Source organism: Streptomyces sp. SID8352 (genome assembly GCF_009862265.1).
Classification (GTDB): Bacteria; Actinomycetota; Actinomycetes; order Streptomycetales; family Streptomycetaceae; genus Streptomyces.
This window is the reverse complement of the sequence record NZ_WWGX01000032.1, coordinates 44,141-68,814: the sequence shown is the minus strand read 5'-3', so window position 1 is coordinate 68,814 and position 24,674 is coordinate 44,141. Positions and strand designations below refer to the sequence as shown.

The window sequence follows — 24,674 nt, the reverse complement described above, 5'->3', positions numbered from 1 at the left end:
ACACGGCGTCTTCCCCGGGTGCGGCGGCCCGGGGGAGCAGGGCCGGGGGCGGGCCTGGGCGTGGTGGCCCCGGGGCGGGGTGGGGGCCGAGCCGACGGGCGTCGGGGGTGGCGGCGGTCGCGGGGCCCCGCCGGCCGGGGCGCGGGTGGCGGCCACGACGGGTCCGAGAGGTTCGGGCGCGGGTCCGAGAGGTTCGGACGCGGATCGGAGATGTCCGGACGCGGGTCTGTGCGGACCCGGTGCGGGGCCGGGCGGGGAGTCCTGCCCCACTGGCCCGGCACTGACCCGCCCGGCACCGACCGGCCTGCTCCCGCACCGGCCCGGAGCCGACCGGCGCCGCGCGGTGGCCGGGGTTGCCGGTGCGGTGCGGGATCGCCGCCGTCCTCGGCGTGGCGCCCTCGCGTGGCCGGGGCGCCCGCGCGGGTGCGGGTGCCGCCGCGCGTCGTCGGTGCGTACGCCGCCGCGGGCCGGAGGCGCGGGGCTCTGCCCGCGGCCCCCGGCCCGGTTCCCGGCGGGTGCTACGCCGCGCCGTCGGCGCGGTGGCCGGTCTCGTCGCGCCGGACGGCCTCGCCGCGGATCACGCGCGGCTCCCCGGACAACTGCTCGGGGGCCGGCCGGTCCTGCTCCTTGGCCGCGCGGGCCTCGGCCTTGAGGATGCGCGCCGACTTGCCCGCGGAACGGGTCAGTTCGGGCAGCTTCTTGACGGCGAGGACGACTACGACGACGAGCAGGATCATCGCCAGCTCGCTCAGTCCGAACACGGTGCCCCCCTGGTGGCATGCGGTCGGGGCCCGCGGGGTGCGGGCCCGGACGGAATGTACGGCAGAACGGGACGGACGGTCGATCCCGGACCCGTTCGCGGTCCCTGCCCGGGGTGCGGTCCGGGGTGCGGTCCGGGGCCGGGGCCGGTCCCGGTCAGAGGTCGAACTCGTGCGGCGGCAGGTCCAGGGCGTAGCAGGCCTCGCGGACCACGGCGCGCTCGTCCTGGTCGAAGTGGCCGTCGGCGCCGCCGATGACGATGCCGATCTGGACGACGGCGCGCGCCTCGGCCGGCTTCTTCTTCGCCTTGGCGACCTCCTGGAGGACGCCGACCTTGCCGAGGGCGAAGTCCGCCGTCAGCTTGTTCAGGTTGTCCTCGAAGCGGCGCCGCAGGTCGTCCGCGGGGAAGTTCTGCAGCACGTCGTTGGTCGCGATGAGCTGGGCCACCCGCTGCCGCTCGGCGGGGTCGACCGAACCGTCGGCGGCGGCGACCAGCGCGCACATCGCCATGCTCGCGTCGCGGAACGCGCCGCTCTTGAGGTCGTTCTTCTTCGCGATGAGCTGCGTCTGCATCTGCGACGCGGATTCCTTGAAGCGGTCCCACAGGGCCATGAGAACTCCGTACGGATCGTCGGCCGGCCGGTCCACGGCGTTGGACAACGGCGTTGGTCTACAGCGATGTAGAAGTTACCAGGCCGGGTTCACTCCTCCCCCGCGTCGTCCTCCTCGTCGCCCTCGAAGAAGTCCCCGATCTCGTCGACGACCTCGGCTGCCACCATCCCGCCGACCACGCCGACCGCGAGCCCCGCCGCGCCCGCCGCGACGGCGGTGCCGATGCCGGGGCCGCCGTGGGAACCGCCGTGGCCGCCCTCGTGGTGGCCCTCGCCGTGGTGGCCGTCGTGGCCGTAGACGGCGTGCGAGCCGTAGGAGGCGCGGTGCTCGACCAACTGGCGGACCCAGCCGTCGACCAGGCCGGTCCAGTCCTGGGCGCCCGCCCCGTCGTGCGGGACGGTGAAGCGGCTGAGCGCGTCGTGGCCGTCGGAGAACAGCCCGCCGCGCTTGTCCGCCTCCAGGACCACCTCCAGGGCGCCCGGCACGGCCAGGAAGGTCAGCTCGATCTCGTTGACCTGGTGGGCGTAGTGGGGCGGCGGGGTCAGCTCGATCTCCTGGTAGAACGGGAGCTGCTGGCCGGTGCCGCCGATCCGCCCGTACTCCAGGTCGGCGGAGCGGAAGCCGAAGCCGAGCCGCCCGAACGCCTCCAGGACCGCCTCCTGCGCGGGCAGCGGGGCCACGGTGAGCGGGTCCAGGTCGCCCCGGTCGCGGGCGCCGGCGACGGCCGCCTCGGTGCGGACGCCGAGCACGATGCCGAGCGCCTGCCCGTGCAGCTCGGTCACCGGGGTCTCCCAGGGCAGCGGCACCGAGAACGGCACCGAGATCCGCTCCTCCGCGCCGAGCCGGAAGCCCCCGCCGACGGTGTGCCGGTCGAAGGCGACGACGCCCTCGCCCTCCCCGTCCTCGTGCTCCGCCTCGACCCGGGCGACCAGCTCCAGCCCGAGGTGCTCGATGTCGAAGGCGGCGCCGCCGCCCACCAGCTCGACCCGGCCCGACAGCGTCCCGCCCGGCAGGACGGGGCCCGGGTCGAGCACCGTGTCGACCGTGGGCCCGCCCACGCCGAGGGAACCGAGCAGCCGCTTGAACACCATCGAGGCGTTCACTCCTTCACGTTCGTGGGGGGACAACGCGCGGAACACCCGGGCGGCGGGGGGAACATCGGGAATCCCCCCGGCGTTCTCCCCGGGCGAGGAGAAGCATAGGCGGGCGCGACACTCCCGCTGGTCTTTGCTCGTCCTTTACCATGGTGGGGAAACCCAGGGCGCCCGGCTGGTACCGGCGCCCGCCGACCCCGTTAAGGAGTCCCGTTCCGTAATGGAGCCCCCTAGTACCGGCCCTGCCGCGGCAGGCCCGCAGCCGACCCCGTCCCCGTGTGAGGGAAGCGGAGCGGCGCGGTGACCGAGATCCTGCTGCTCCTGCTCGCCCTTCTGCTCACCCTGGCCTGCGCGGTCTTCGTCGCGGCCGAGTTCTCCCTGACCACCGTCGAGCGCGGTGACCTGGAACGGGCCGCCGAGTCCGGCGAGCGGGGCGCCGCCGGTGCCCTGCGGGCCGTGCGCGCGCTGACCCTCCAGCTCTCCGGCGCCCAGCTCGGCATCACCGTGACCTCCCTGGTCATCGGCATGCTGGCCGAGCCCTCGCTCGCCGCGCTGCTGCGCGGCCCGCTGGCCTCGGCCGGTCTGGGCGGCGCGGCCGGGACGGTGGCGACCGTGCTCGGCGTGGCCGTGTCCACGGTCGTGCTGATGGTCGTGGGCGAGCTGGTCCCCAAGAACTGGGCAATCTCCCGGCCGCTGGCCGTCGCGAAGGTCGTCGCCGGGCCGCAGCGCGGCTTCACCGCCGCCTTCGGCCCGTTCATCCGCCACCTCAACGACACGGCGAACCGGTTCGTCCGGCGCTTCGGCCTGGAGCCCGCCGAGGAGCTGGCCTCCGCCCGCAGCCCCGAGGAACTGGTCGCCCTCGCCCGCCACTCGGCCGCCGAGGGGGCCCTGGAGGCGGACTCGGCCGAGCTGTTCGTGCGCACCCTGCACCTGAGCGAGCTGACCGCCGAGAACGTGATGACCCCCCGCGTCGACGTCAAGGCCCTGGAGGCGCACGCCACCGCCGCCGACGCCGCGAACCTCAGCCACGCCACCGGCCTGTCCCGCTTCCCCGTCTACCGGGGGAGCCTGGACGAGGTCATCGGCACCGTGCACATCCGGCACGTCCTGGCCCTGGCGCCCGAGCTGCGCGCCGGGACCCCGGTCACCGACCTGGCCACCGCGCCGCTCCTGGTGCCGGACAGCCTGCCCGCCGACCGGCTGCTGGAGCGCATGCGCGCCTCCCGCACCATGGCCGTCGTCATCGACGAGTACGGCGGCACGGCGGGCGTGGCGACCGTGGAGGACATCGTCGAGGAGGTCGTCGGCGAGGTCCGCGACGAGCACGACCCCGTCGAGACCCCCGACCTGCTGCCCGCCCCCGCCGCCGCGGACGGCCGGGCCGCCTGGGACGCCGACGGCTCCCTGCGCCTCGACCTGATCGCCCGGATCGGCCTCACCGCCCCCGACGGGCCCTACGAGACCCTGGCCGGTCTGCTCGCCACCCACCTCAAGCGCATCCCCGCCCGCGGCGACGCGGTCGAGCTGGACGGCTGGCGGCTGGAGGTGCTCGACGTCGACCACCACCGTGCCGACCGGGTCCGGGTCACCGCCCCCGCCCCCGAGCCCGCGTCCGCGGAACCGGCCGGGCCGGTGGCCGCGCCGGTGGCGCCGCTGCGGCCGGAGGCCGTCCGATGACCGCCGTGAACCTGCTGATCGGCGCGCTGACCCTGCTGACCAACGCCTTCTTCGTGGGCGCCGAGTTCGCCCTGATCGCCGTGCGGCGCAGCCAGGTCGAGCCGCGCGCCGCCCAGGGCGACAAGCGGGCCCGGATGACCCTGTGGGGCCTGGAGCACCTGTCGGCCGTGATGGCCACCGCCCAGCTCGGCATCACCGTCTCCTCGCTGGTGCTCGGCGCGGTCGCGGAGCCGGCCATCGCGCGGCTGATGGAGCCGGTCTTCGAGGCCGTCCGGATGCCGCAGGGCCTGGTCCACCCGGTGGCCTTCGCCATCGCCCTGGCCCTGGCGACCTATCTGCACATGCTCATCGGCGAGATGATCCCGAAGAACCTCGCGCTGGCCGCCCCGGCGACCACCGCGCTGCTCCTCGGCCCGCCGCTGGTCGCCCTGACCCGGGCGCTGCGGCCGGTCGTCTTCGGCATCAACGCCTTCGCCAACAGCCTGCTTCGGCTGCTGCGCGTCGAGCCCAAGGACGAGGTCGGGGCCGTCTTCACCGACGACCAGCTCGCCCGCATGGTGGTCGACGCCAGCGAGGCCGGACTCCTCACCCCGGGCGACGGCGAGCGACTGCGCGACGCCCTGGAGCTGGGCACCCGTCCGGTGGGCGAGATCCTCGTCCCGATCCCCCGGATGCGCACGGTCGCCCACACGATCACCCCGGCCGAGCTGGAGCGGGTGGCCGCCGAGGCGGGCTACTCCCGCTTCCCGGTCACCGGCCCCCAGGGCACCCTGCTGGGCTACCTGCACATCAAGGACACGCTCGGCGTCACCGAGCGCGACCGGCCCTTCCCGCGCGGCGCCGTGCACGGGATCACCCGGGTGCGCATCGACACGCCGCTCGACGACACGCTCACCGCCATGCGCGCCGAGGACTGCCACCTCGCGGCGGTCACCGGGGAGACGGGCGCGGTGCTGGGTTTCGTGACGATGGAGGACGTGCTGACCGAGCTGGTGGGTCCGGCGCCCGTCACGGGCTGACCGGAGCGGCGGCCCGGCCCCGGAGCCGACCCCTCTCGGCTCCCGGCCCCCGGCCCCGGAGCCGGCCCCTGGCCCCGGCTCCCGGCCCCGGCAACGCCGGGCTGGGCCCGGACCGGCTCCGCCGGGCGGGGCCGCACACACGGCCGGGCCGTCGCTTGTCTGTGTCCGCCGCGAGGGGTTTGCGGGCCCCGCGACTAGAGTTCCGGTCACGGGGGAACCGGAGACCCCGGGGCGGACCACGCAGCGATCCGACGGTCCGCGGAAGGGGAGGCATGGCCTCGGAGAACGGGCGGAAGGCGGACGGCGCCGCCCCGGTCGCCGACCGGCTCGACGACGACCGCTACCCGGCGTACACGATGGGCCGGGCGGCGGAGCTGATCGGGGCGACGCCCGGGTTCCTGCGGGCGCTCGGCGCGGCGCGGCTGATCACCCCGACGCGGTCGGAGGGCGGTCACCGCCGGTACTCCCGCGAGCAGCTCCGCCGCGCCGCCCGCGCCCGTGAGCTGGTGGACCAGGGCACGCCGATCGAGGCCGCCTGCCGCATCGTCGGCCTGGAGGACGAACTCGCCGCGCAGCGGCGGGTGAACGAGGAACTGCGCCGCTCGGCCGGGTCCGGGAATCGGGCGGCGGACGGCGGATGAATACCTGACGCCGATGGCACAGATATCCGCCGACCGCCGCAAAAAGAACCCGAATTCCCGGCCGGCCCGTGATTTTCCTCGTGCTTTCGCCACCGTGCGGAGCGGAGGTTCCGTGCTACTGTCGGTGAGAGTTGCAGGTGTGGTTGCCCTTTGTGTTACCGGGATTCTCCGGGCAGGTGATCATCGCAGCGATGAGAAGGTCCGCACGGTGCGGGCCTCCAATACTGCCTAGGAGTAAATGTCATGGCATCCGGTACCGTGAAGTGGTTCAACGCCGAAAAGGGCTTCGGTTTCATCGCGCAGGACGGCGGCGGCGCCGACGTCTTCGCCCACTACTCGAACATCGCCACCCAGGGCTTCCGTGAGCTCCAGGAGGGCCAGCGGGTCAACTTCGACGTCACGCAGGGCCAGAAGGGCCCGCAGGCGGAGAACATCGTCCCCGCGTAACACGCGCGACGCGCCCCGGCGCGCACCGCAGGCAAGGGCCCGCACCGTTCGGTGCGGGCCCTTCCGCATGCCCGGACGCGGGTGCCGTCCGGCGGGCGTGGGCGCGGCGGCGGGCGGGGGCATGCGGCGGACGGGGGTGCGCGGGTGCCCCCTCCCCGGTGTCGGCCGGGGTGCGCGGGCGTTCCTCCGCGGCGCCGGCCGGGGCGGCGCCGCCGCGTCCGACCGGAAGGGACCCTCCGGGCCGCCCGGGAAGGTCCCTTCCGGGGCCGCCGGGCGAGGGCCCTCCCCGTGTGGCCGAGAGCCCTCGTGCCCGGCCGGGAGTCTCCGTGCGCGGCCGGGGAGCCCCCGCGGCCGGTCGGGAAGGGGACGGGGGCGGTCGGGAAGGGAACGGGGCCGGGGGCGGCCGTCGCCCGTGTCCCGGCGTTCCGGGCGCCCCCGTCCGGGGGGTGCCGAGGGTGCGTCCTCCCGCACGGGGCGTGACTTTGCCGTCTCTTTGCAACCCGGTGCCCGGCCGCCTCGTCTCTCCGCTCGATCCGTGCCCGCCCGCCCCGCCGTACACCGGGGCGGGCGGACCGACCGAACGAAAGAGAGCGACCCGATGCGCCGAACCGTCCTCAGTGCCGTGGCCCTCGCCTGCACCGCCGTCCTGGCGGGCGCCGTGCCCGCGTTCGCCGACGGGCCGACCGCGACCCCCAGCAGCCCTCCGGCCTCCACCGCGCCCTCCGAAGCGCCCAGCCTCGTGCCGAGCCCGTCGGCGACCGTCTCCGCGCCCACCGACGCCTCCGCCGCGCCCGTTCCCGCGGCGACCCCGTCGGTGAGCGTCTCGTCCCCGCCCGGCGCCTCCGCCGAGCCGTCGCTCGTGCCGGGCGGCGAGGGCGGCCAGGTCGCGGTCGTCCCGGAGGGCGCCCCCGACACCGGTGCGACGGAGCCCGCCGGTTCCGGCGGCGGCCCGGCCGTCGCGGGCGCCGGGGCGGCGCTGCTGCTCGCGGGCGGCGCGACCGCCTTCGTCGTGCGCCGCCGGCGGGCGACGGGCGCGTGACCCCGTCCCCCGGGCGCGCCCTGGCCGCCGCGGCGCTGGCCGTGCTGCTCGCGGGCTGCGGCACCGGCTCCACGGACGGCGCCGACGGGCCGGACACCGGCGGCGGGCGGTCCGCGCGCCCCGGCGGCACGGCCCCGGCGGCCTCGCACACCACCGGGACGCCGGCGCCCGCGGGGCCGGCGGCCCGCTCCGCCCCGGTGGGCCTGAGCATCCCGGCCATCGGCGTCGACACCCCGGTGATCCCGCTGGGCCTCGCGGCGGACGGCACGGTCGAGGTGCCTCCGGTCGCCGCGGACGACCCCGCGGGCTGGTACCGGCACTCGCCGACCCCCGGCCGGACCGGGCCGTCCGTCCTCCTCGGTCACGTCACCGTCGGCCGCTTCGGCGACGGCGTCTTCCGGCACCTGGACCGGCTGCGCCCGGGGGACCGGGCGGTGGCGCGCCTGGAGGACGGAACGGCGGCGGAATTCACCGTCACCTCGGTGCGCACCGTGGCGCGCTCCGCCTTCCCCACCGAGGACGTCTACGGCGACGTGGACCGCCCCGAGCTGCGGCTCATCACCTGCGGCGGGCCGCGCTCGGGGGACGGCTACCGGGACAACGTGATCGTCTTCGCGAAGCTGACCGGTGTCCGCCCGCGCCTCTGAACAGCCCCCGGGCACCCGCTGCCCCCGCCAACCGAACGACCCTGGAGAGCGTTGAAACGGTCCCGTGACACGGCGGCGTCCGAGCTGTTCGCCGCCCTGTACCCGCGCCTGGCCGGCTGGTGCCGCCGTCTCGTCGACGACGACGAGACGGCCCACGAGATCGCCTCGGAGGCGTTCACCCGGCTCTGGGCCCGCTGGACCGCCGTCGAGGAGCCGCGCGGCTTCCTCTACGTGACCGCCGCCAACCTCGTCCGGGACCACTGGCGCAAGCTGGAGCGCGAGCGGCGGGCGGTGCGCCGGGTCACCGCCGAGGCCGCCGTCCGCCCGCACTCCGAGCAGGCCGACCCCTCGGTGCGGCTGCTGGTGCAGTCGCTGCCGGAACGGCTGAGGGTCCCGATCCTCCTCCACTACTACGCTGACATGCCGATCCGGGAGGTGTCCGTGCTGACCGGGCGCAAGGAAGGAACCGTCAAGTCCGATCTCCACGCCGCCCGCGAACTGCTCCGCGTCCATCTGAGGAGAAGCCTTGACCACACGCCGTGACGACGACCCGGCGCGGGAGCCGGCGTGGCGGGGGCCGGGACGGGAGGCGGACCGGATGCCCGGGGCCGAGGAGGGGACGCGGGACGACGACCCGCTGCTGGTCGTGCTGCGGCCGGGCCCCGACCACCTGGGCCCGCCGCCCGGCCGCTACGAGGCGATCCGGCGGACCGCGGCCCGCCGCCGGGCGCGCCGCGCCGCCGCCGGGATCGCGGCGGCCTGCGCCGCGGCGGCCGTCATCGCGCTGCCGCTGCGCTGGGCGGGGACCGGCGAGCCCGCCCGGCCCGTGGTCCCGCTGGCCCCCGTGGACCCGGCGCCCGCGCCGACCCCGCCGCCCGCCCCGCCCCCGGCGTCGTCCTCCGCCCCGCCGGTGACCCCGTCCCCGGAGCTGACCGTGCCCGGGGCCGGCACCGCCGGACCCACCGACGACGCGGGGACCCCGGACGCCCCGGGACCGACCGGCGGCCCGAGGGCCGGCGGCGATGCGCAGGACGGCGGCGCGCAGGGCGGCGGCGCGCAGGCGGCCCGGACGCCCGGCGCGGGCACCCCGTCCGCAACCGGCGGGGCGGTGACCTTCTCGCCGGCAGTCCCCTCCACGGCCCCGGAGGGCCGTCCGGTGCCCTCGGCGACGCTCTCGCCGTCGCCGCGGGCCACTGGTACAACCGGGGGGTGATCTACCACGTCGTGCCGCTCGCGGAATGGACCGCCGACCCGGGGCGGCCCTACGCGCCCGCCTCCCTCGCCGACGACGGCTTCGTGCACTGCTCCCCCGACGAGGCGACCGCCCTCGCCGTCGCCGGGGCCTTCTACCGCGCGGCCCCGCGGCCCCTGGCGGTGCTGGTCGTCGACGAGCACCGCCTGACCGCGCCCTGCCGCTGGGAGGCCCCGGACCCGGCCCCGCCGCACGGCGTCCCCGACGGCACCCTCTTCCCCCATGTCCACGGCCCCCTGGACCGCGAGGCCGTCGTCCGCGTCCTGCGGGTGCGCTGGGACGGACGGGACCGCCCGGTGGACCTGGCACCCCCCGACTGACCGGACCGCCGGTGTCCGGAAGTGGGCGCCGTTCCCCGGCGGACCTGCCGAACACGCCGTTCTCACAACGGAGTTCGAACGGTCACCCTCGGTGTGTCGACGGTCGCCCACCGCGTCCGGGGCGGTGGGCGCAAACGCCTCTTTCCCGCCAACGCCCCCGCCCGACCGGCCCGATCCGGCCATCCGCCGCCGTGTCCCCGCCGTTGGGGCGGGGTGCGGTGGTGGGGGTGGGGCCAGGGGCGTGGGGGCGGGGGGAGGGGGGTTTCCGGGCGGGGGTCGATTTTCGGACGGAAAGACGCGCGCCTTTGCCGCCGCCACCGGGTTGGATCAACAATATTGACAGGCTTGCTGCGTAACTCACGGCGTGATAGTGGCCATCGTGCCGCTCACGTTGAGAACCTCATGACAGGCCGGTGCCCGGCGGCCGGTGGCCGGCGTGCCCGGCCTTCCGCACGTCACTTCCATGGTCACGGTGTCTTTCTCGCGGATCTCGATGGGGGTCACCCAGTGGTAGTCCTGGTTACGGAAGGTCTCCAGCGCGATGGTGGTGATCTTGCGGTCACCGAAGGAGATCGTCAGCACGCCCTCGTCGCCCTGGAAGTTGGCGACGACGATGTCCGTGACGCTGAAGACGCTGTTCTCGGGGACCTCGTAGGTGCCGGTGGCCGTCCGGCCTCCGGACGTCTTCTGGTCGATGGTCGTGGAGAACTGGCCGCCGCCCGCACCGCCCGCGCCCGGCCCCGCCGACGTGCCCTGGCCCTGTCCCTGCCCCTGTCCCTGGCCGCCGGGCCGGGTGCCCGGGCCGCCGCCCGCGCCCGGCGCCGTGCCGGTGTCCTCGCCGGTGCCGGTGCCGGAGCCGGTGCCGGAACCCGTGCCGGTGCTCGCGGACGGACCCCCGGCGGGGGTCGGCCGGGGCTGGACCGCCTTGGTGGCCGCCTCCTCGGCGGCGCTGCGCACGGTCGGGCGGACCAGCGCGAACCAGGCGAGCAGCAGGGCCAGCAGCACCGCCAGCACCACCAGCAGCCACTTGGGGAAGACGGGGATCTGCACGAACTCCGCCTCCAGCGGCGCCCGAACCTCCTCCGGCACGGTGCCCGGGGCCGGGGTGCCGTCCGCGCCGTCCGCCGGGGCGTCGGTGACCTCCACCGTGAACGGCCACACCACCGGGGAGCCGAACCACACCGGGCTGCCGGTGCGCACCCGCAGCCCGGTCTCCGCCGACTCGCCCGGCTCCAGCGGCGTCCGCTCCGGGGTGAAGGCGAACTTCAGCTCCTCGCCCTGCTGCCCGGCCGCGAAGCCCACCCGCACCGGCGCGTTGCCCTGGTTGCGCACCGCCAGCCGGTACCGGCCGCGCAGCCAGCCCCGGCGGCGGCGCGGGGCGAGTTCGGCGCGCAGCTCCCGGAACTCCTCGACGTGCACGGTGGTTTCGAGGACCCGCACCGCCTCCGGGTGCTCGGCGGGCAGCACCCGCACGCCGAGCGGCACGTCCCCGGCGCGGACCTCCGGTGAACGGGGCGGGTCCAGCCGGATCGTCACCGTCTCCGAGGTGCCCGGGTAGAGGGAGACACGGGCGGGCTCGACGGTCGCCCACGCCGCGCAGTCACCGACGACCTCCAGGCCGTACGCCTCGACGATGTCGCTGTCGTTGCGGACGGTCACGCTGGTCGCGGCGGTGCCGCCCGGGGCCACGGTCACCGCCGGGAGGTCGAGACCTGGAGCACCGGGGCCGGAAGAGGCTGCAGAAGGCGTCACACGGCCACGGTAGGGGGGTGCCCGAGGGCTCGACGAGGAGCGCGAGGGCAACACCGGGGCAGGCATGATGCCCGGGAAGCGACGGAGGCGCCCGCACCGGAGCGGGGGCCGGACAGAGCCGTCCCCAGTGGATGCGGCGCGCACGGGGGGGCCGTGCCGTTCCCGCGTCACCCACGGAAACCACAGGACAGGTAACACATGCCACGCTCTCAGAGCTTTCCGGGCTCTCAGGACGCCGCTCCGGCCGTGTCCGCCGCCGTTCCCCACGTCACCGTTCCCCACGTTCCGGTCCAGGCCGGCTCCGCACCCCGGACAGGCGGTTCCGCGCCGGCCGGCCAGGACCGCGCCCGCGCGGAGCACCACCGCGCCGACCGCCCCCGTGCCGACCGCTCCCGCTCCGAACACCCCCGCGCCGACCGGCCGGAACGGGTGACCGTCGCGGTGTACGCCGCCGACCCGGTGCTGCGGGTCGGCGTCGTCCAGCAGTTACGGTCCCGCCCCGAGGTCGACCTGCTCGCCGACGCCGACGCCGAGCGCGCCCACGCCTCCCTCGTCGTGGTGGACGGCGTGGACGACGACGTCGCCGCCCTGCTCGACCAGTTGCGGTACAACACCGCCACCCGCACCGGCCTGGTGGTCGGCACCCTCGGCCCCGGCGCGCTGCAGCGCGTCATCGAGTGCGGGGTGGTGGCGGTGCTGCGCCGCGCCGAGGCCGACCAGGACCGGCTGCTCCACCTGGTGCTGGCGATGGCCAACGGCGAGGGCGTCCTCCCCGGCGACCTGCTCGGCAAGCTCCTCACCCATGTCGGCGGGCTCCAGCGCTCGGCGCTCGACCCGCGCGGACTGTCCCTGCTCACCAGCCGCGAGGCGGACATGCTGCGCCTGGTGTCGGAGGGCATGGACACCGCCGAGATCGCCCGCACGACCGCGTACTCCGAACGGACCGTCAAGAACGTGCTCCACGAGGTGATGACCCGGCTGCAACTGCGCAACCGGGCCCATGCCGTGGGCTACGCGCTGCGCAACGGGCTGATCTGACGGCCCCCCGGGAAGCGGGCACTGCCCGAACGCACACCGCGCGCTTCCCCGGACACGGCCCCCGGTGCCCTGCCGCCCCCGCACCCGGGCGGGCAGGGTGGCCGGGGGCACCCTCCGGTGCCGCACCGGACAGCGAGGGGAACTGTGATGGGAACCGCTGGCCCTGGCGGGCGGCGCCGCCCGGGCGGGTTCGGCGCCGCACTGCTGCTCCTGGTCCCGCTGCTCGGGGTGTCGGCGTCCGGGCAGAGCAGTGCCGGTCCCGGGCCCGCGCCGGGTGCCGCCGCGGTGGCCGCCCCGGACATCCGCATCGCCTTCGCCGGCACCCGGCACCGCAGCCTCGGCCGGGTCGCCGACGACACCCGCAGCGATCCGTTCTTCGGCGGGGGACCGGCCCACTTCGACACCCAGCCGTCCGCCCTCGGCGACACCCTGGTCTTCACCAGCCGCCGCGACGAGCGGACCGCCCAGGTCTATCTGCGCGCCCCCGACGGCTCCGTCCGCCGCCTCACCAGCGGCCGTACCGCCGCGCACCCCCGGCTGACGCCCGACGGCGCGGCCGTGGTCTTCGACTCGGACGAACCCGGCGGGCCCGGCGGCGGCCGCCAGCGCGACCTCTGGCTGGTGCGCACCGACGGCACCGGGCTGACCCGGCTCACCGACACCCCCGGTGACGAGGAGCACCCCACCGTCTCCCCCGACGGGGGCCGCCTCGCGTACTCCGGGGACGACGGAACGTACGCCGGGCGGCAGATCCTGGTCCGCCCGCTGGCCGGGGGCGCGGCCGTGCGGGTCAGCGACCCGGCGGCCGGCGCGGCCACCGAGCCGGTCTGGAACCCCGTCGACGACCCCGCGCACCGCGGCCTGATCGCCTACACCGCCACCGCTCCCGGGCAGCGGACCTCCCGGCTGCGGGTGACCGACGGGACCACCGACCAGCCGCTGCTCGCGGGCGCGCAGGCCGGCTGGGACACCCACGGGGCGGCCTGGATGCCCGACGGGAACCAGTTGCTGTTCCTCAGCCCCGACCGGACCTGCGACTGCGAGGGCGACTGGAGGCACGTGTTCCGGACGACCGCGCACTCCGCGGACACCCCGGAGGTGGTGCTCAGCGAGGACCGCGAGATCACCTCCCCCACCTGGCTCGGCCCCCTCTACGGCGGCGGCACCGTCGTCGAGCGGACCACGGCCGCCGGTCCCGACGGCCCGCACGTGGCGACCCTCCAGGACGTCCGGGGCGACGGCTCCGACCCCCGCGACCTGGGGCTGACCATCCTCACCGAGGACCCGGCCGCCGACACCAACCTCGACCCGCGGAAGAACCCGCTGTTCCTGCCCGCGCCCGGCTACGACCCCTGGCACGAGCGGCAGAGCTACACCCCCGACGGGCGCCGGATCGTGGTGACCCGCTTCGAGACCGTCGACGGCAAGCGGGTCGAGCGGATCTGGCTGGTGGACGCCGACGGCGCCAATCCGGCCCCCGTGCCGCTCGCCGGGCGCGGCCCCGAGGACTGGGACACCGACCCCGCGTTCTCCCCGGACGGCAGGTTCCTCGCCTTCACCCGGACCTCGCCCGGCCGCTCCGACGACACCGCGGGACCCCGCCGGGTGCTGGTGGCGGACGCCGCCACCGGGGAGCTGCTCGGGGAGGTCGTCCCCCCGGCCGGACAGTTCGCCGGGGACGACGCCCAGCCCGCCTGGTCTCCCGACGGCACGGTGCTCGCCTTCACCCGGCGGCAGGTGATCAACGGGAACGGCGGCAACAAGCACATCTGGACCGCGCCGGTGGACGACCTGACCCGGCAGCGCGACCTGAGCGCCGCCGTCTGCCCGGGGGAGTGCGAGGTCATCGACGACAGCCCGGCGTTCTCCCCGGACGGCCGCGGCATCGCCTTCAACCGCAAGAACGGCGCCGGGCTGTTCGACGAGCGCAACGGCATCCTGCTGGTCTCCCCGGAGGGCGACGGCTGCCGGGTCCTGCTGCCCGTCGCGGCCCGCGGCACCGACGACGGCTGCCGCCGCGAACTGCCCGAGGCCACCGGGCCCTACCAGCCCCGGGACGCGGCCTGGACGGCCGACGGCACCGGACTGGTGATCAGCGCCCGGCCCGAGCCGGAGCCCAACTCCCCCGAGGACCTGAAGCTGCTGGACATCGAGTCCGGCGCGCTGACCCGGATCACCAGCGGGCTGCCGGGACGGCAGAAGGAGCCGAGCGTCCAGCAGTGGGTGGACCTCGCGGTCCGTGCCCCCGCCACCACCGGCGAGGTCATCGTCGGGGAGACCACCACGGTCCGCGTCGAGATCGTCAACCAGGGCCCGGCCGCCTCGCCCGGCACCCGGCTGACCGTCGCCCCGCCGCCCGGGGCCCGCGTCACCGGGCTGACCCCGCCGGACGGCGTCTGCGACCCGGAGTCCCTCCAGTGCGACGTGGGCGTGGTGCCGCCGGGCGCGGCCGTGCCGGTGGACGTGACCCTGACGGGGGTCACCCCGGGGGACGCGCCCGTCGACTGGTCGGTCACCGGCGCGGTGCTCGACCCCCGGCCGGAGGACAACGCCGGGCGGACGGTGGTGCCCGTACGGGAGGCTCCGGAGCCCACCCCGACGCCGACGGACACCCCGACGCCGACCGACACCCCGACTCCGACCGACACCCCGACCCCGACCCCCGAGCCCACCCCGACGCCCACCCCGACGTCCTCGGTCCCGGTGCCGCCCGCGCCGCCCGCGCCGCCCGCGCCCCCCGTGCCCCCCGTGCCCGTGCCGCCACCGCCGCCCGCGCCCCGGGCCGGACCGGGCGTGCGCGTCACGGCCCAGCCGAACCCCGGCTACGTCGGCGGACGCGTCGTGGTCACCTACACCGTGCGCAACGGGCGCGACGCGCTCGCCACCGGGCTCCGGCTGCGCATCGGCCTGCCCCCGGGCGTGCCCGGCAACGGGCCGCCGCCCGGCTGCGACGCCTCCTGGGTGTGCGCCCTGCCCGACCTGCGGCCCGGCGGGAGCGCCGTGCTGACGGTGGTGCTCAGTCCCCGCAGGGCGTTCACCGGCGAGGCCACCGCGGTCCTCACCACCACCGGCACGGACGCCGACCCGCGCGACAACACCGCCCGGCAGCGGCTGCGCGTCCTCCAGCCGCGCATCGTGGCCGTGCCCGCCATCGGCAAGCCCGGCTTCGTCACCTCGGTGCGCGGGCGGGACTTCCCGCCGGGGGTGCCGGTCCGGTTCGCCTGGAAGCCGGGGATCACCGCGGCGGCGGCGCCCACCGTGCCGCTGGCCGACGGGACCTTCATCGGCCAGCTCCTGATCCTGGCCAAGGACCGGACGGGGCCGCGGACCATCACCGCCCGGGGCCCCGGGTTCTCACCGGTGACCACGGACTTCCTGGTGGTCAGCGGCACCGTCCAGCCGCCGGACGAGGTGAACCGCCGGTGATCCACGAGGTGGACGAGGCGCTGCGGCGCCTGCTCACGGAGTCCGGCCTGGAGGCCTCCGGCGTCGATGTCGTCTTCGACGCCCCCACCCGGGACTGGGCGGCGCGCCGCACCGCCCCCACGGTCTGCGTCTTCCTCTACGACCTGCGCGAGGACGCGGTCCGGCGCGGCAGCGGCACCGAGGAGGTGTACGACGAGGAGGGGCACCTCGTGGCGCGGCGCTCCCCGCCGCGCTGGTTCCACCTGACGTACCTGGTCACGGCGTGGGCGGGCCGCCCGCAGGACGAGCACCGGCTGCTGTCCCAGGTGCTCGCCGGCCTCGCCGCCGCCGACACCCTGCCCGCCCGGCTGCTCACCGGCTCCCTCGCGGAGCTGGGTCTGACCGTGGCGCTGGACACCGCCGGGACCGGGCTGGACGCGCCGGAGGCCGCCGACGTGTGGTCGGCGCTCGGCGGTGAGCTGAAGGCGTCGCTCGGCGTGCGGGTGCGGGCACCGCTCGCGGGCGTCACCCGGGCCGTCGCGCCGCCGGTCACCGAGGGACTGGTGGTCCGCTCCGCCCAGCGCGTCGACGGCTCCGCCCAGCGCGTCGACGGCTCCGCCCGGGACGGCGAGGGCGGCGGCACGGCACCGGGGCGGCGGCTGCGCTACACGGAGACCGGTGACCCGGGCGCGGAGGGCTTCGCCGCCCCCAGGGACCGGGGCCCCGCCCCCGCCCGCCGTCGCCGGGGGGAGCGCCGGCCGTGACGCACATCGTGCTGCCGGGGGGCCGCGCGCGGGACCGCGCGGAGGACCGGGACGCCCGCTCCGGTACGGAGGGCACCGCCGGCGCCCCGGACACCGACGGTGCCGCGGGTGCCCCGGACGTCCCGTTCCCGCCGGGGTCCGTCGCTGACGGCGCGGCCGGTGTCCCGGGCACGGCCGGTGCCCCGGACCCTCCGTCCCCGCCGGGGGCCGTCGCTGACGGCGCCGCCGTCGGTGGGGATGCTGACGGCGCCGCCGTCGGCGGTCCCGGGGCCGCGTACCTCTGGGAGCGGCTGGCGGCCGTCGAGGAGCGGGTGCGGCAGGCGGTGGCCGCGCGGCGCGCCGCCGACCCCGACCCCGACGACCCCTACCGGGGCCAGTACCTCTCGCCTGCCGCCGTGGCCCGGCTGCTGGACGAGCCGGGCGGGCTCGGCCTGCCCGCCCACGACGCCCCGCACCCGCCGCCCGGTTCCGTGCTCGGCGTCCTCGCCCGGCGGTTCGGCCTCGCCCCGCTCGACCTGGACCTGCTGCTGGTCGCCCTCGCGCCCGACCTGGACGCCCGCTTCGAGCGCCTCTACGGCTACCTCCACGACGACCTGACGCGCCGCCGCCCCACCACCGGGCTGGCCCTGGAACTGTGCGGGCTCTCCGGGGTCTCGCCCGCCCGGTTCCGGCTCGCCCCCGGGTCGCCGCTGGTCGCGGGCGGTCTGCTGGAGGTCGCCGACCCCGGGCTGCCGCCGCTGTCCCGGGTGCTGCGGGTCCCCGACCGGGTCACCGCGCACCTGCTGGGCGACGCCCGGCCCGACGCCCGGCTCGCCGGGGTGCTCGCCGACGTGCCCGGGGACCCCACCGCCGACCCGGCCGCGGCCCGCCGGGTGGCCGACGCGGCCGGCGCGGGCGCCGGGCTGGTCCGGTTGCGCGGCCTGGGCGGCGACGCGGCGGGCCTGGCCGTCGCCGCCCTGCGCGCCGCCGGGCCGCCCCCGCTGGTGCTGGACGCGGCGGCGCTCTCCCGGCGCTCCGCCGACCTGCCGGACCTGGCCCGGGTCGTGGCGCTGGAGGCGCGGCTGACCGGCGCCGGGGTCGTCCTCGGACCGCTGGAGGCGCTGCCCGAGCCGCCCGCCGAACGCGCCCGCGCCCTGGGGACGCTGTGCGCCGCGCTGCGCGGGCGCCCCCTGGTGGTGCACGGGGGCGACGGCTGGGACCCGGCGTGGGCGGCCGACACCCCCGTCGTGCTCTCCGTGCCGGCGCCCGCCCCCGAGCGGCAGGCCGAGCGCTGGCGGCATGCCCTGGAGCGGGCCGCCGACGGCCTCGCGCCCGGTGGTGCCGGGGAGGCGGCCGGTGACGCCGGTGCGCTCGCCCGTGCCGTCGCCGCGCACCGGCTGGACGGGGGCCAGGTGCGCCGCGCCGCCGACGCGGCCGTCCGTACCGCCGCCCTCGCGGGCCGCCCGGTCACCCCGGAGGACCTGCGCACCGCCGTGCGGGCGCAGAACGGCGCCGGGCTCGACCGGCTCGCCCGCCGGGTGGAGCCGGGCGTCGGCTGGGACGACCTGGTCCTGCCCCCGGCGACCCACCGGCGGCTGCGCGAACTGGCGCTGCGGGCCCGCCACCGCGAGCGGGTCCTCGGGCAGTGGGGGATGCGGCCCGGCGGCGGGCGGGGGCGCGGGGTGATCGCCCTGTTCGCGGGCGGATCGGGCACCGGGAAGACCATGTCGGCCGAGGTCGTCGCGGCGGACCTGGGCATGGACCTGTACGTCGTCGACCTGTCCACGGTGGTCGACAAGTACGTGGGGGAGACCGAGAAGAACCTGGAGCGGATCTTCACCGAGGCGTCGGCGGTCAACGCGGTGCTCCTCTTCGACGAGGCCGACGCGATCTTCGGCAAGCGCGCGGAGGTCAAGGACGCGCACGACCGGCACGCCAACATCGAGTCGGCGTACCTGCTCCAGCGGATGGAGTCGTTCGACGGGATCGCGGTGCTGACCACCAATCTGCGGGCCAACCTGGACGAGGCGTTCACCCGCCGGCTGGACGTGGTGGCCGACTTCCCGGTGCCCGACCCGGACCAGCGGCGCGCGCTGTGGGACCGCTGCCTGGGCGACCGGCTGCCCCGGGGCGGAGACCTCGACCTCGACTTCTGCGCGACCCGCTTCGAACTCGCCGGCGGCTCCATCCGGGCCTGCGCCCTCACCGCCGCCTATCTGGCGGCCGAGTCCGGAGCGCCGCTCACCATGCGGGAACTGATGGCGGCGGTCGCGCAGGAGTACCGCAAGCTGGGCCGCCTGGTCCTGGAGACGGAGTTCGGCCCCTACCTGGCGGACGCGACGGGGGCGTGACACGGCCGCGACGGGCCGCGCGCGGGCGTTCCGCCGACCGTCCCGCCCGGCCGTCCCGATGCCCGCCGTGCCCCCGCCCCGCGGCGCCCGCGGTCCCCGTCCGAAGGCGCGTCCCTCCCGCGGATCACGCCGCGTTCCGCCCGTCGCCCCCGTCCGCGGGGGCACCCTCCCCGCGCATCACGCGGCACCACGCCCCGCTCCGCCCGCCGGACTCCGGCTCCCCGTCCGGGAGGCGTCCAGGTCCGTGCGGACAGCGCGGGGGCAGCACCGGGGGGCGGCCGGGCGGTCGGCACCGGCAGGGAGGGGCAGCGGTCTTGCCCCCGGCCGGGGCCGACGGCCCCTGGTCCGCTCCCCGCCCGCCCCGCAGACTCGGCCTGGGCACAGGTGACCCGCCAGACCCCGCCAGGACGCTAAGGAGCGCGCATGCCGACGTACCTCACCCCGGGCGTGTACGTGGAGGAGGTGCAGTCCGGTGCCCGCCCGATCGAGGGGGTCGGCACCGCCGTCGCCGCGTTCGTCGGGTTCGCCGGGAGCGGCCCGTTCCACACGCCGACGCTGGTCACCGGCTGGGACCAGTACACCCGGCTGTTCGGGGGCTTCACCGAGGGCACCTATCTGGCCCACGCGGTCTACGGCTACTTCGCCAACGGCGGCGGAGCCGCCTACGTCGTGCGCGTCGGCGGCTCCGCAGGGGACCCCTCCGCGCCCGCGGCCGGCGCCGGCTCCCCGGCGCTCGGCGGGGCGGCCGAGCCGGTGGAACTGGGCGGGTTCCTCTTCACCGCCCGGCCCGGTGTCACCGGCGTCTCCGTGGAGATCGCGGACGCGACCGGCGAGAACCCGCCCGAGGACCGCTTCCGGGTCCTGGTCCACCGGGGCGACCGGGTCGCGGAGACGTACGAGGTCTCCACCCGCAAGAACGTCAAGAGCTACCTCGTCACCCAGCTCCGCGCCTCCAAGCTGGTGGAGGCGGCGGAGCGCCAGGGCGCCGTCCCGTCCCGGCCCGCCGGGCAGACCGTGGCGCTGCCCGACGCCCCGGCCTCGCCCGCCGCGCCCCGCACCGGGGAGCCGGCCCGCCTCGACCCGGCCGAGTACGTCGGGGACGCGGCGGCCCGCACCGGCTTCGCGGGGCTGGAGACCATCGACGAGATCACCATGGTCGCGGTGCCCGATCTGATGAGCGCCCACCAGCGCGGCGACATCGACGCCGAGGGGGTGCGCACCGTGCAGCTCGCCGTGATCTCGCACTGCGAGCAGATGGGCGACCGGGTCGCCGTCCTCGACACCCCGCCCGGCCTCTCCGCCCAGCAGGTCCGCGCCTGGCGCAACGACGAGGCCGGCTACGACTCCCGGTACGCCAGCCTCTACTACCCGTGGGTGCGGGTCTTCGACCCGGCCGCCGGGCACAACACCACCGTCCCGCCGAGCGGCCACGTCGCCGGGGTCTGGGCGCGCAGCGACGCCGAGCGCGGGGTCCACAAGGCGCCCGCCAACGAGGTGATCCGCGGTGCCGTCGACCTGGAGACCCGGCTCAGCAAGGGCGAGCAGGACCTGCTCAACCCGATCGGCGTCAACTGCGTGCGCGCCTTCCCGGGCCGGGGCATCCGGATCTGGGGCGCCCGCACCCTCTCCTCCGACCCGGCCTGGCGCTATCTGAATGTGCGCCGCCTCTTCAACTACCTGGAGGAGTCCATCCTCCTGGGCACCCAGTGGGTGGTCTTCGAGCCGAACGACGACCGGCTCTGGTCGAGCATCCGGCGCAACGTCACGGCCTTCCTCACCGAGGAGTGGCGGCGGGGCGCACTGTTCGGCCGCACCGCCGAGGAGGCGTTCTACGTCAAGTGCGACCGCGACAACAACCCGCAGGAGTCCATCGACCAGGGCCGGGTCGTCTGCGAGATCGGCGTCTCGCCGGTCAAGCCCGCGGAGTTCGTGGTGTTCCGGCTGGCCCAGTTCTCCGACAGCACCAGCCTCATCGACGAGTGACCCGCGGGTCGCAGGGAAAGGTGACAGACAGTCATGGCAACGGGCGACGCGCTTTCCACCCATGTCTTCGGCGTGCAGCTCGGCGGCTATCTCGTCGAGTCGGTCCAGGAGATCAGCGGACTGACGGTCGAGGAGGAGGTCGTCGAGGTCAAGCAGGTCAGCGCCGAGGGCAAGCAGATCATCCGCAAGCAGCCCGGGGCGCGGCAGGCCGGTGAGATCACCATCACCCGCGGGCTCGACCAGAGCAGCGAGTTCACCAAGTGGATCAAGGAGACCCTGAACAACGGGGCCGTGAACTCCGCGCGGCAGAACCTGACCATCGAGATCAAGGACTCCGAGGGCAACACCGTCCGCCGCATCCAGCTCATGCAGGGCTGGGCCTCGCGGTGGGAGGGCCCCTCGCTGCGGGCCGGCGAGTCGTCCCCGGCCACCGAGTCCGTCACGATCGTGTTCGAGGAGATCATCGTCGAATGAGACGGCGCACGGTGACCGCGGGCAACGTGGAGGAGATCCTCCGGGCCACGGACCCCGCCCGGACGGCGGAGCCGGCCGCCCCCGCATCCCCCGCACCCCCTCCGGCCGCGTCCTCCCCGGCCGCCGGGCACCGGGAGGAGCACGGGCTGCGCACGGAGTTCGAGTTCGAGCTGCCGCGCGGATACGTGGACGAGGCGGGCACGGTGCACCGCCACGGCTCGATGCGGCTGGCCACGGCCCGCGACGAGCTGCGGCCCCAGATCGACCTGCGGGTCAAGGAGAACCCGGCGTACCTCAGCGTGGTGCTGCTCAGCCAGGTGATCACCCGGATCGGCACCGTCACCGATGTGCACGCCGGGGTGGTGGAGCGGATGTACGCCACCGATGTGGCGTTCCTCCAGGACTTCTACCGGCGCGTCAACAGCGAGGGCCACACCCGCGCGGCGGTCACCTGCCCGCACTGCTCGGGCGGTTTCGAGGTCGACCTCTCGGGTGGGCGCCTGGGGGAATCGTGACGTACGCCCTTCCCCGGCTCCGGGAGGAGATCGCGTACATCGCCTATCACTTCCACTGGCCCCGTGAGGAGATCCTCGGCCTGACCCATGGCGAGCGCCGCCAGTGGGTGGACGAGATCGCCCGGATCAACACCCGTGTGAACGAAGGCGGTTAGCACATGGCATGGCGGGAGATGTGGCGCCGCCGGTCCTCCCGGGGGGCGGTGGCCGGTCCGGCGGCACCGTCCGCCGGGACGGCCGGGGCGGACGGCTCCCCGCGGACCGGTCCGCCGACGCCGCCGGATCCGTCCAGCGGCGGGGGCTCCTCCACCGTGCCCGGGGACTGGGACGGCGGCTGGCGCGCCACCGCCCCGCCGGTGCTGACCGTGGCCCGCGCCCCGCTCGGCGTCAGCGACGGCCTCGCCTTCCGCGCGCGCCTGGCCGCCTGGCAGAACCCCGCCTTCGACACCGGCCTCGGCCATGCCCTGCTGCCCACGGCGCCCACCGGACTGGTCCAAGGCGTCACCCGCCCGCCGTCCCCGCGGGCCGCCCGCGACGACGGGGGACCGCTGCTGCTCCGCGCGCTGCGGCCGGAGAACGACGGCGGGCCGGGCGCGGAGGACCTTGGCCCGGGGGAGGGCGCGCCGTCCTCGGACGGGCGGGCCGCGCGGGCGCCGGGCAGGGCGCGGGGAGCGGCGGTTTCACGTGAAACACCGGTGACGCCGGACGGGCCCTCCGTGTCGGCCCCGGAGCGGGCGCCCCGCCCGCCGGTGACCCGGGGCGGGCCGGGCGGCACGGGACCCTCGGGGACCGCGTCCGGAACCTCACCGGCGCCGGGCACACCGGCGGGCGGGCCGGGCGGATCCGGGACCCCGTCGGGCCCTTCCGGGGCCGGGCGGTCCGGCGGCGGGTCCGCCGGGGCCACGCCCACCACCGCCAGGGCGCCCCGGCGCGGCGGTACGCCGCCGGGGCCGGGCGCGGGGCGCAGGGAGGCGTCCCCCGGCGCGGAGGGCGGCACGGGAACGGGGAGTCCGGGCGGTGCGCCCGGTCCCGGTGCGCCGGGCGTCCCGCGGGGCGCGCGCGGTACGGCTCCGTCGGCCGGCGGGCACGGTGAGCGGGTCGGGCCGGGGGCGCCGGGGGCCTCCGGCGGCTCGGGTGGCCCGGCTGGTCCCGGGGTGCCCGGGGTGCCCGGGGGCTCGGGCGGCGGGAGCGGTTCGGCTCGTGCCGGTGCCGGTGCCGGTGCCGGTGCCGGTGCCGGTGCGGGTGTTGCGGGCGCGGGTGCGTCCGGGGGCGGTGGTGGTGCGTCCGGACCGGATGGGGCGGACGGGCCGGGCGGGCGTACGGCGCCGGGTGGCACCGCGGGGCCGGAGGGTGTCCGTGGTGCGGGGGAGCCCGGCCGGGGCCCGGCGGAGCGCGGTCTCGTCTCCGGCGGTGCTCCCCTCACCCGGTCCCCGTTGTCCCCTTCCACCTCCTCGCCCCCCGCCGTGCAGCGGTCCGCGCTGCCCGGTGCCGGAGCGGCCCTGGCACCCGACGGGGCCGGGCGGGCCCTCGCGGGGTCCTTGGAACTCCCGGTGGTCCGGGCGGTGCGGGTGGTGCCGGGGTCGGAGTCGGGACCGCCCGCACCGGGCACGGCCGACCCTGCCGTGCGCGCCGCCGGGCCGGGGGCGTCCGGGCCGGGTTCCACCGGGGGCGGTGCGCGCGCCGCCGGGAGCGGTGCGGCCGTTCCGGTCCGTCCCGTGGGGCCCCCGACGACGGTCGCCCGGCGCCCGGCGGCACCCGTACGCCGTCTTCCCGCACTGCGCCCCGCCCCCGCTCCGGCACCCGGTGGTGCTGCGGCGCCCGGGGCGACGGCGTCCGCCGCCCGGCCGGGGGCGGGCGGTGCGCCGGTGCCCTCCCGGGACGGCGCCCCGCTCGGCGGCCGGGAGCCCCTCGGTACGCCGTTGGGCGGGCCGTCGGCCCCGGCCGCCGCGCACTCCGCCGCCGCGCACTCCGCCGCCGCGCACTCCGCGTCTTCCGCGCCCGGAGGGCCCGTCGGCCCCGGGGCCGCTCCGGCGCTGCCCGTCGTACGGCCCGCCGCGGAGGGTGCGCGGGGTCCTTCCGGCGATGCCCCGGGAACGACCGGCGGGGGTACGGGCCCCGGCGCGTCCGGGGGCGGGACGGCTGCGGGCGCGTCCGGCGGCAGGGCTCCGGCGGCGGGGAGCGGTGGTCCTGCGGCCGCCCCGGTCCACGGGACGGGGGCCTCCGCCCACGGGAAGGGAACCTCTGCCCACGGGACGGGGGCCTCCGCTCGCGAGGCGGGGGCCTCCGTGCCGGGGGAGGCGCCGACCACCGCCGTGCGGAACCTGGACGGTGACAGCCCGGCGCCCTCCGGAGGCACCCCCGTGCGGAGCCGCGCGGGGCTCGGCGCGCCGCTGGGGGAACTGCCGCCCACGGCGGCGCCCCTGCGGGACGGCCCCGGTGTGCCAACGGCTCCCCCCGGTCCGGCGCTGCCCGTCCTGCGGTCCCGTTCCGACGGCGCGCGGGGTCCTGCCGGTGGTTTCCCGGGCGCGTCCGACAGGGTCCCGGGCGGCTCGGGGACCGCTGCGGATGGTCCGGGCCCCGGTGCCGGAGCGAGGGCGCGCGGAGGGCTGGGCGCGCCGCTGCCCGCGCTTCCGCCCGGCGCGGAGCCCGCCGGTCCCCATGGCTCCTCCCACGGCTCCCACGGCTCCCGTGCGGGCGCCGGTCCCGCCGACCGGCGTGCGGCGGGGGCCGGAGCGGGGGGCGGCCGGGCCCCCGACGGCCCCCCGCCCCGCCCGTCCGCGACCGCCTCCGGCGTGTCCGGCGGGCCCTCGATCCAGCGCGCCCCGGCCGTGGGCGCCGTGCGGCCCACGGTGGGGGAGGCGCCGCTGCTGGGCAGCGGCCCGGGAGCCGAGGCGGCCCGTACCCCC

The 24,674-nt window shown here is 77.2% G+C and carries 21 protein-coding genes; 17 read left to right on the top strand and 4 right to left on the bottom strand.

Translation table 11 applies throughout. The features are described from left to right. Window positions 1-518: 518 nt before the first annotated feature. The 3 genes from GTY84_RS11235 to GTY84_RS11225 all read right to left on the bottom strand — a co-directional run bounded on the left by GTY84_RS11235 (window position 519) and on the right by GTY84_RS11225 (window position 2,462). Complete coding sequence (locus GTY84_RS11235; RefSeq protein WP_161226022.1) at window positions 519-761, bottom strand: twin-arginine translocase TatA/TatE family subunit; 243 nt, start codon at window positions 759-761, stop codon at window positions 519-521. 154 nt (window positions 762-915) lie between these two features. After that, on the bottom strand, window positions 916-1,371 hold the full coding sequence (locus tag GTY84_RS11230; protein WP_161226039.1) for a tellurite resistance TerB family protein: 456 nt from the start codon (window positions 1,369-1,371) through the stop codon (window positions 916-918). 89 nt (window positions 1,372-1,460) lie between these two features. Beyond that, entirely contained in the window at window positions 1,461-2,462 is a 1,002-nt protein-coding gene (locus tag GTY84_RS11225) for a sporulation protein (RefSeq protein WP_161226038.1), read from the bottom strand. 303 nt (window positions 2,463-2,765) lie between these two features. Here GTY84_RS11225 and GTY84_RS11220 point away from each other — a divergent pair, with 303 nt between their 5' ends. The 9 genes from GTY84_RS11220 to GTY84_RS11180 all read left to right on the top strand — a co-directional run bounded on the left by GTY84_RS11220 (window position 2,766) and on the right by GTY84_RS11180 (window position 9,507). After that, a complete protein-coding gene (locus GTY84_RS11220) occupies window positions 2,766-4,142 on the top strand; it encodes a hemolysin family protein (protein ID WP_161226021.1) in 1,377 nt (458 codons plus the stop codon). Then, window positions 4,139-5,161, top strand: a complete 1,023-nt coding sequence (locus GTY84_RS11215) for a hemolysin family protein (RefSeq protein WP_161226020.1) — start codon at window positions 4,139-4,141, stop codon at window positions 5,159-5,161. Before GTY84_RS11220 ends, GTY84_RS11215 begins: the two co-directional genes overlap by 4 nt. Window positions 5,162-5,433: 272 nt before the next feature. Continuing rightward, window positions 5,434-5,802, top strand: coding sequence for a MerR family transcriptional regulator (locus GTY84_RS11210; RefSeq protein WP_161226019.1), 369 nt, complete (start codon window positions 5,434-5,436; stop codon window positions 5,800-5,802). 243 nt (window positions 5,803-6,045) lie between these two features. After that, window positions 6,046-6,249, top strand: coding sequence for a cold-shock protein (locus GTY84_RS11205; protein WP_003975194.1), 204 nt, complete (start codon window positions 6,046-6,048; stop codon window positions 6,247-6,249). Window positions 6,250-6,847: 598 nt separating this feature from the next. After that, entirely contained in the window at window positions 6,848-7,288 is a 441-nt protein-coding gene (locus tag GTY84_RS11200) for a Tat pathway signal sequence domain protein (RefSeq protein ID WP_161226018.1), read from the top strand. Continuing rightward, on the top strand, window positions 7,285-7,935 hold the full coding sequence (locus GTY84_RS11195) for a class F sortase (protein WP_161226017.1): 651 nt from the start codon (window positions 7,285-7,287) through the stop codon (window positions 7,933-7,935). Before GTY84_RS11200 ends, GTY84_RS11195 begins: the two co-directional genes overlap by 4 nt. A 51-nt stretch (window positions 7,936-7,986) precedes the next feature. Further along, window positions 7,987-8,478 (top strand): RNA polymerase sigma factor, encoded by a 492-nt coding sequence (locus GTY84_RS11190; protein ID WP_161226016.1) that lies wholly within the window; start codon window positions 7,987-7,989, stop codon window positions 8,476-8,478. Next, window positions 8,462-9,148, top strand: coding sequence for a hypothetical protein (locus GTY84_RS11185; RefSeq protein WP_345943403.1), 687 nt, complete (start codon window positions 8,462-8,464; stop codon window positions 9,146-9,148). The genes GTY84_RS11190 and GTY84_RS11185 overlap by 17 nt, the downstream gene beginning before the upstream one ends. After that, entirely contained in the window at window positions 9,145-9,507 is a 363-nt protein-coding gene (locus tag GTY84_RS11180) for a DUF952 domain-containing protein (protein WP_161226015.1), read from the top strand. The genes GTY84_RS11185 and GTY84_RS11180 overlap by 4 nt, the downstream gene beginning before the upstream one ends. Window positions 9,508-9,864: 357 nt before the next feature. Here the strand turns inward: GTY84_RS11180 and GTY84_RS11175 are convergent, their stop codons facing one another. Then, a complete protein-coding gene (locus tag GTY84_RS11175) occupies window positions 9,865-11,259 on the bottom strand; it encodes a hydrolytic protein (protein ID WP_161226014.1) in 1,395 nt (464 codons plus the stop codon). Window positions 11,260-11,505: 246 nt separating this feature from the next. On the opposite strand from GTY84_RS11175, the gene GTY84_RS11170 reads away from it, so the two are divergent. The 8 genes from GTY84_RS11170 to GTY84_RS32940 all read left to right on the top strand — a co-directional run bounded on the left by GTY84_RS11170 (window position 11,506) and on the right by GTY84_RS32940 (window position 21,923). Next, window positions 11,506-12,297, top strand: a complete 792-nt coding sequence (locus GTY84_RS11170) for a LuxR C-terminal-related transcriptional regulator (RefSeq protein WP_345943402.1) — start codon at window positions 11,506-11,508, stop codon at window positions 12,295-12,297. A gap of 147 nt (window positions 12,298-12,444) precedes the next feature. After that, the gene (locus GTY84_RS11165; protein WP_161226013.1) at window positions 12,445-15,723 is read left to right on the top strand and encodes a DUF11 domain-containing protein; all 3,279 of its coding nucleotides are present in this window, start codon (window positions 12,445-12,447) and stop codon (window positions 15,721-15,723) included. Continuing rightward, window positions 15,720-16,466 carry a DUF4255 domain-containing protein gene (locus GTY84_RS11160; RefSeq protein ID WP_161226012.1) on the top strand — a complete coding sequence of 249 codons (747 nt, stop codon included), beginning with the start codon at window positions 15,720-15,722 and terminating at the stop codon, window positions 16,464-16,466. Before GTY84_RS11165 ends, GTY84_RS11160 begins: the two co-directional genes overlap by 4 nt. 290 nt (window positions 16,467-16,756) lie before the next feature. Then, window positions 16,757-18,796 (top strand): ATP-binding protein, encoded by a 2,040-nt coding sequence (locus GTY84_RS11155; RefSeq protein ID WP_161226035.1) that lies wholly within the window; start codon window positions 16,757-16,759, stop codon window positions 18,794-18,796. Window positions 18,797-19,219: 423 nt separating this feature from the next. Further along, window positions 19,220-20,779, top strand: coding sequence for a phage tail sheath family protein (locus GTY84_RS11150; protein ID WP_161226011.1), 1,560 nt, complete (start codon window positions 19,220-19,222; stop codon window positions 20,777-20,779). Between the two features lie 33 nt (window positions 20,780-20,812). After that, the gene (locus tag GTY84_RS11145; RefSeq protein ID WP_161226010.1) at window positions 20,813-21,253 is read left to right on the top strand and encodes a phage tail protein; all 441 of its coding nucleotides are present in this window, start codon (window positions 20,813-20,815) and stop codon (window positions 21,251-21,253) included. After that, window positions 21,250-21,768, top strand: coding sequence for a zinc-ribbon domain-containing protein (locus GTY84_RS11140; RefSeq protein WP_161226009.1), 519 nt, complete (start codon window positions 21,250-21,252; stop codon window positions 21,766-21,768). The genes GTY84_RS11145 and GTY84_RS11140 overlap by 4 nt, the downstream gene beginning before the upstream one ends. After that, window positions 21,765-21,923, top strand: a complete 159-nt coding sequence (locus tag GTY84_RS32940; RefSeq protein ID WP_265292015.1) for a DUF6760 family protein — start codon at window positions 21,765-21,767, stop codon at window positions 21,921-21,923. Before GTY84_RS11140 ends, GTY84_RS32940 begins: the two co-directional genes overlap by 4 nt. Window positions 21,924-24,674: the final 2,751 nt, after the last annotated feature.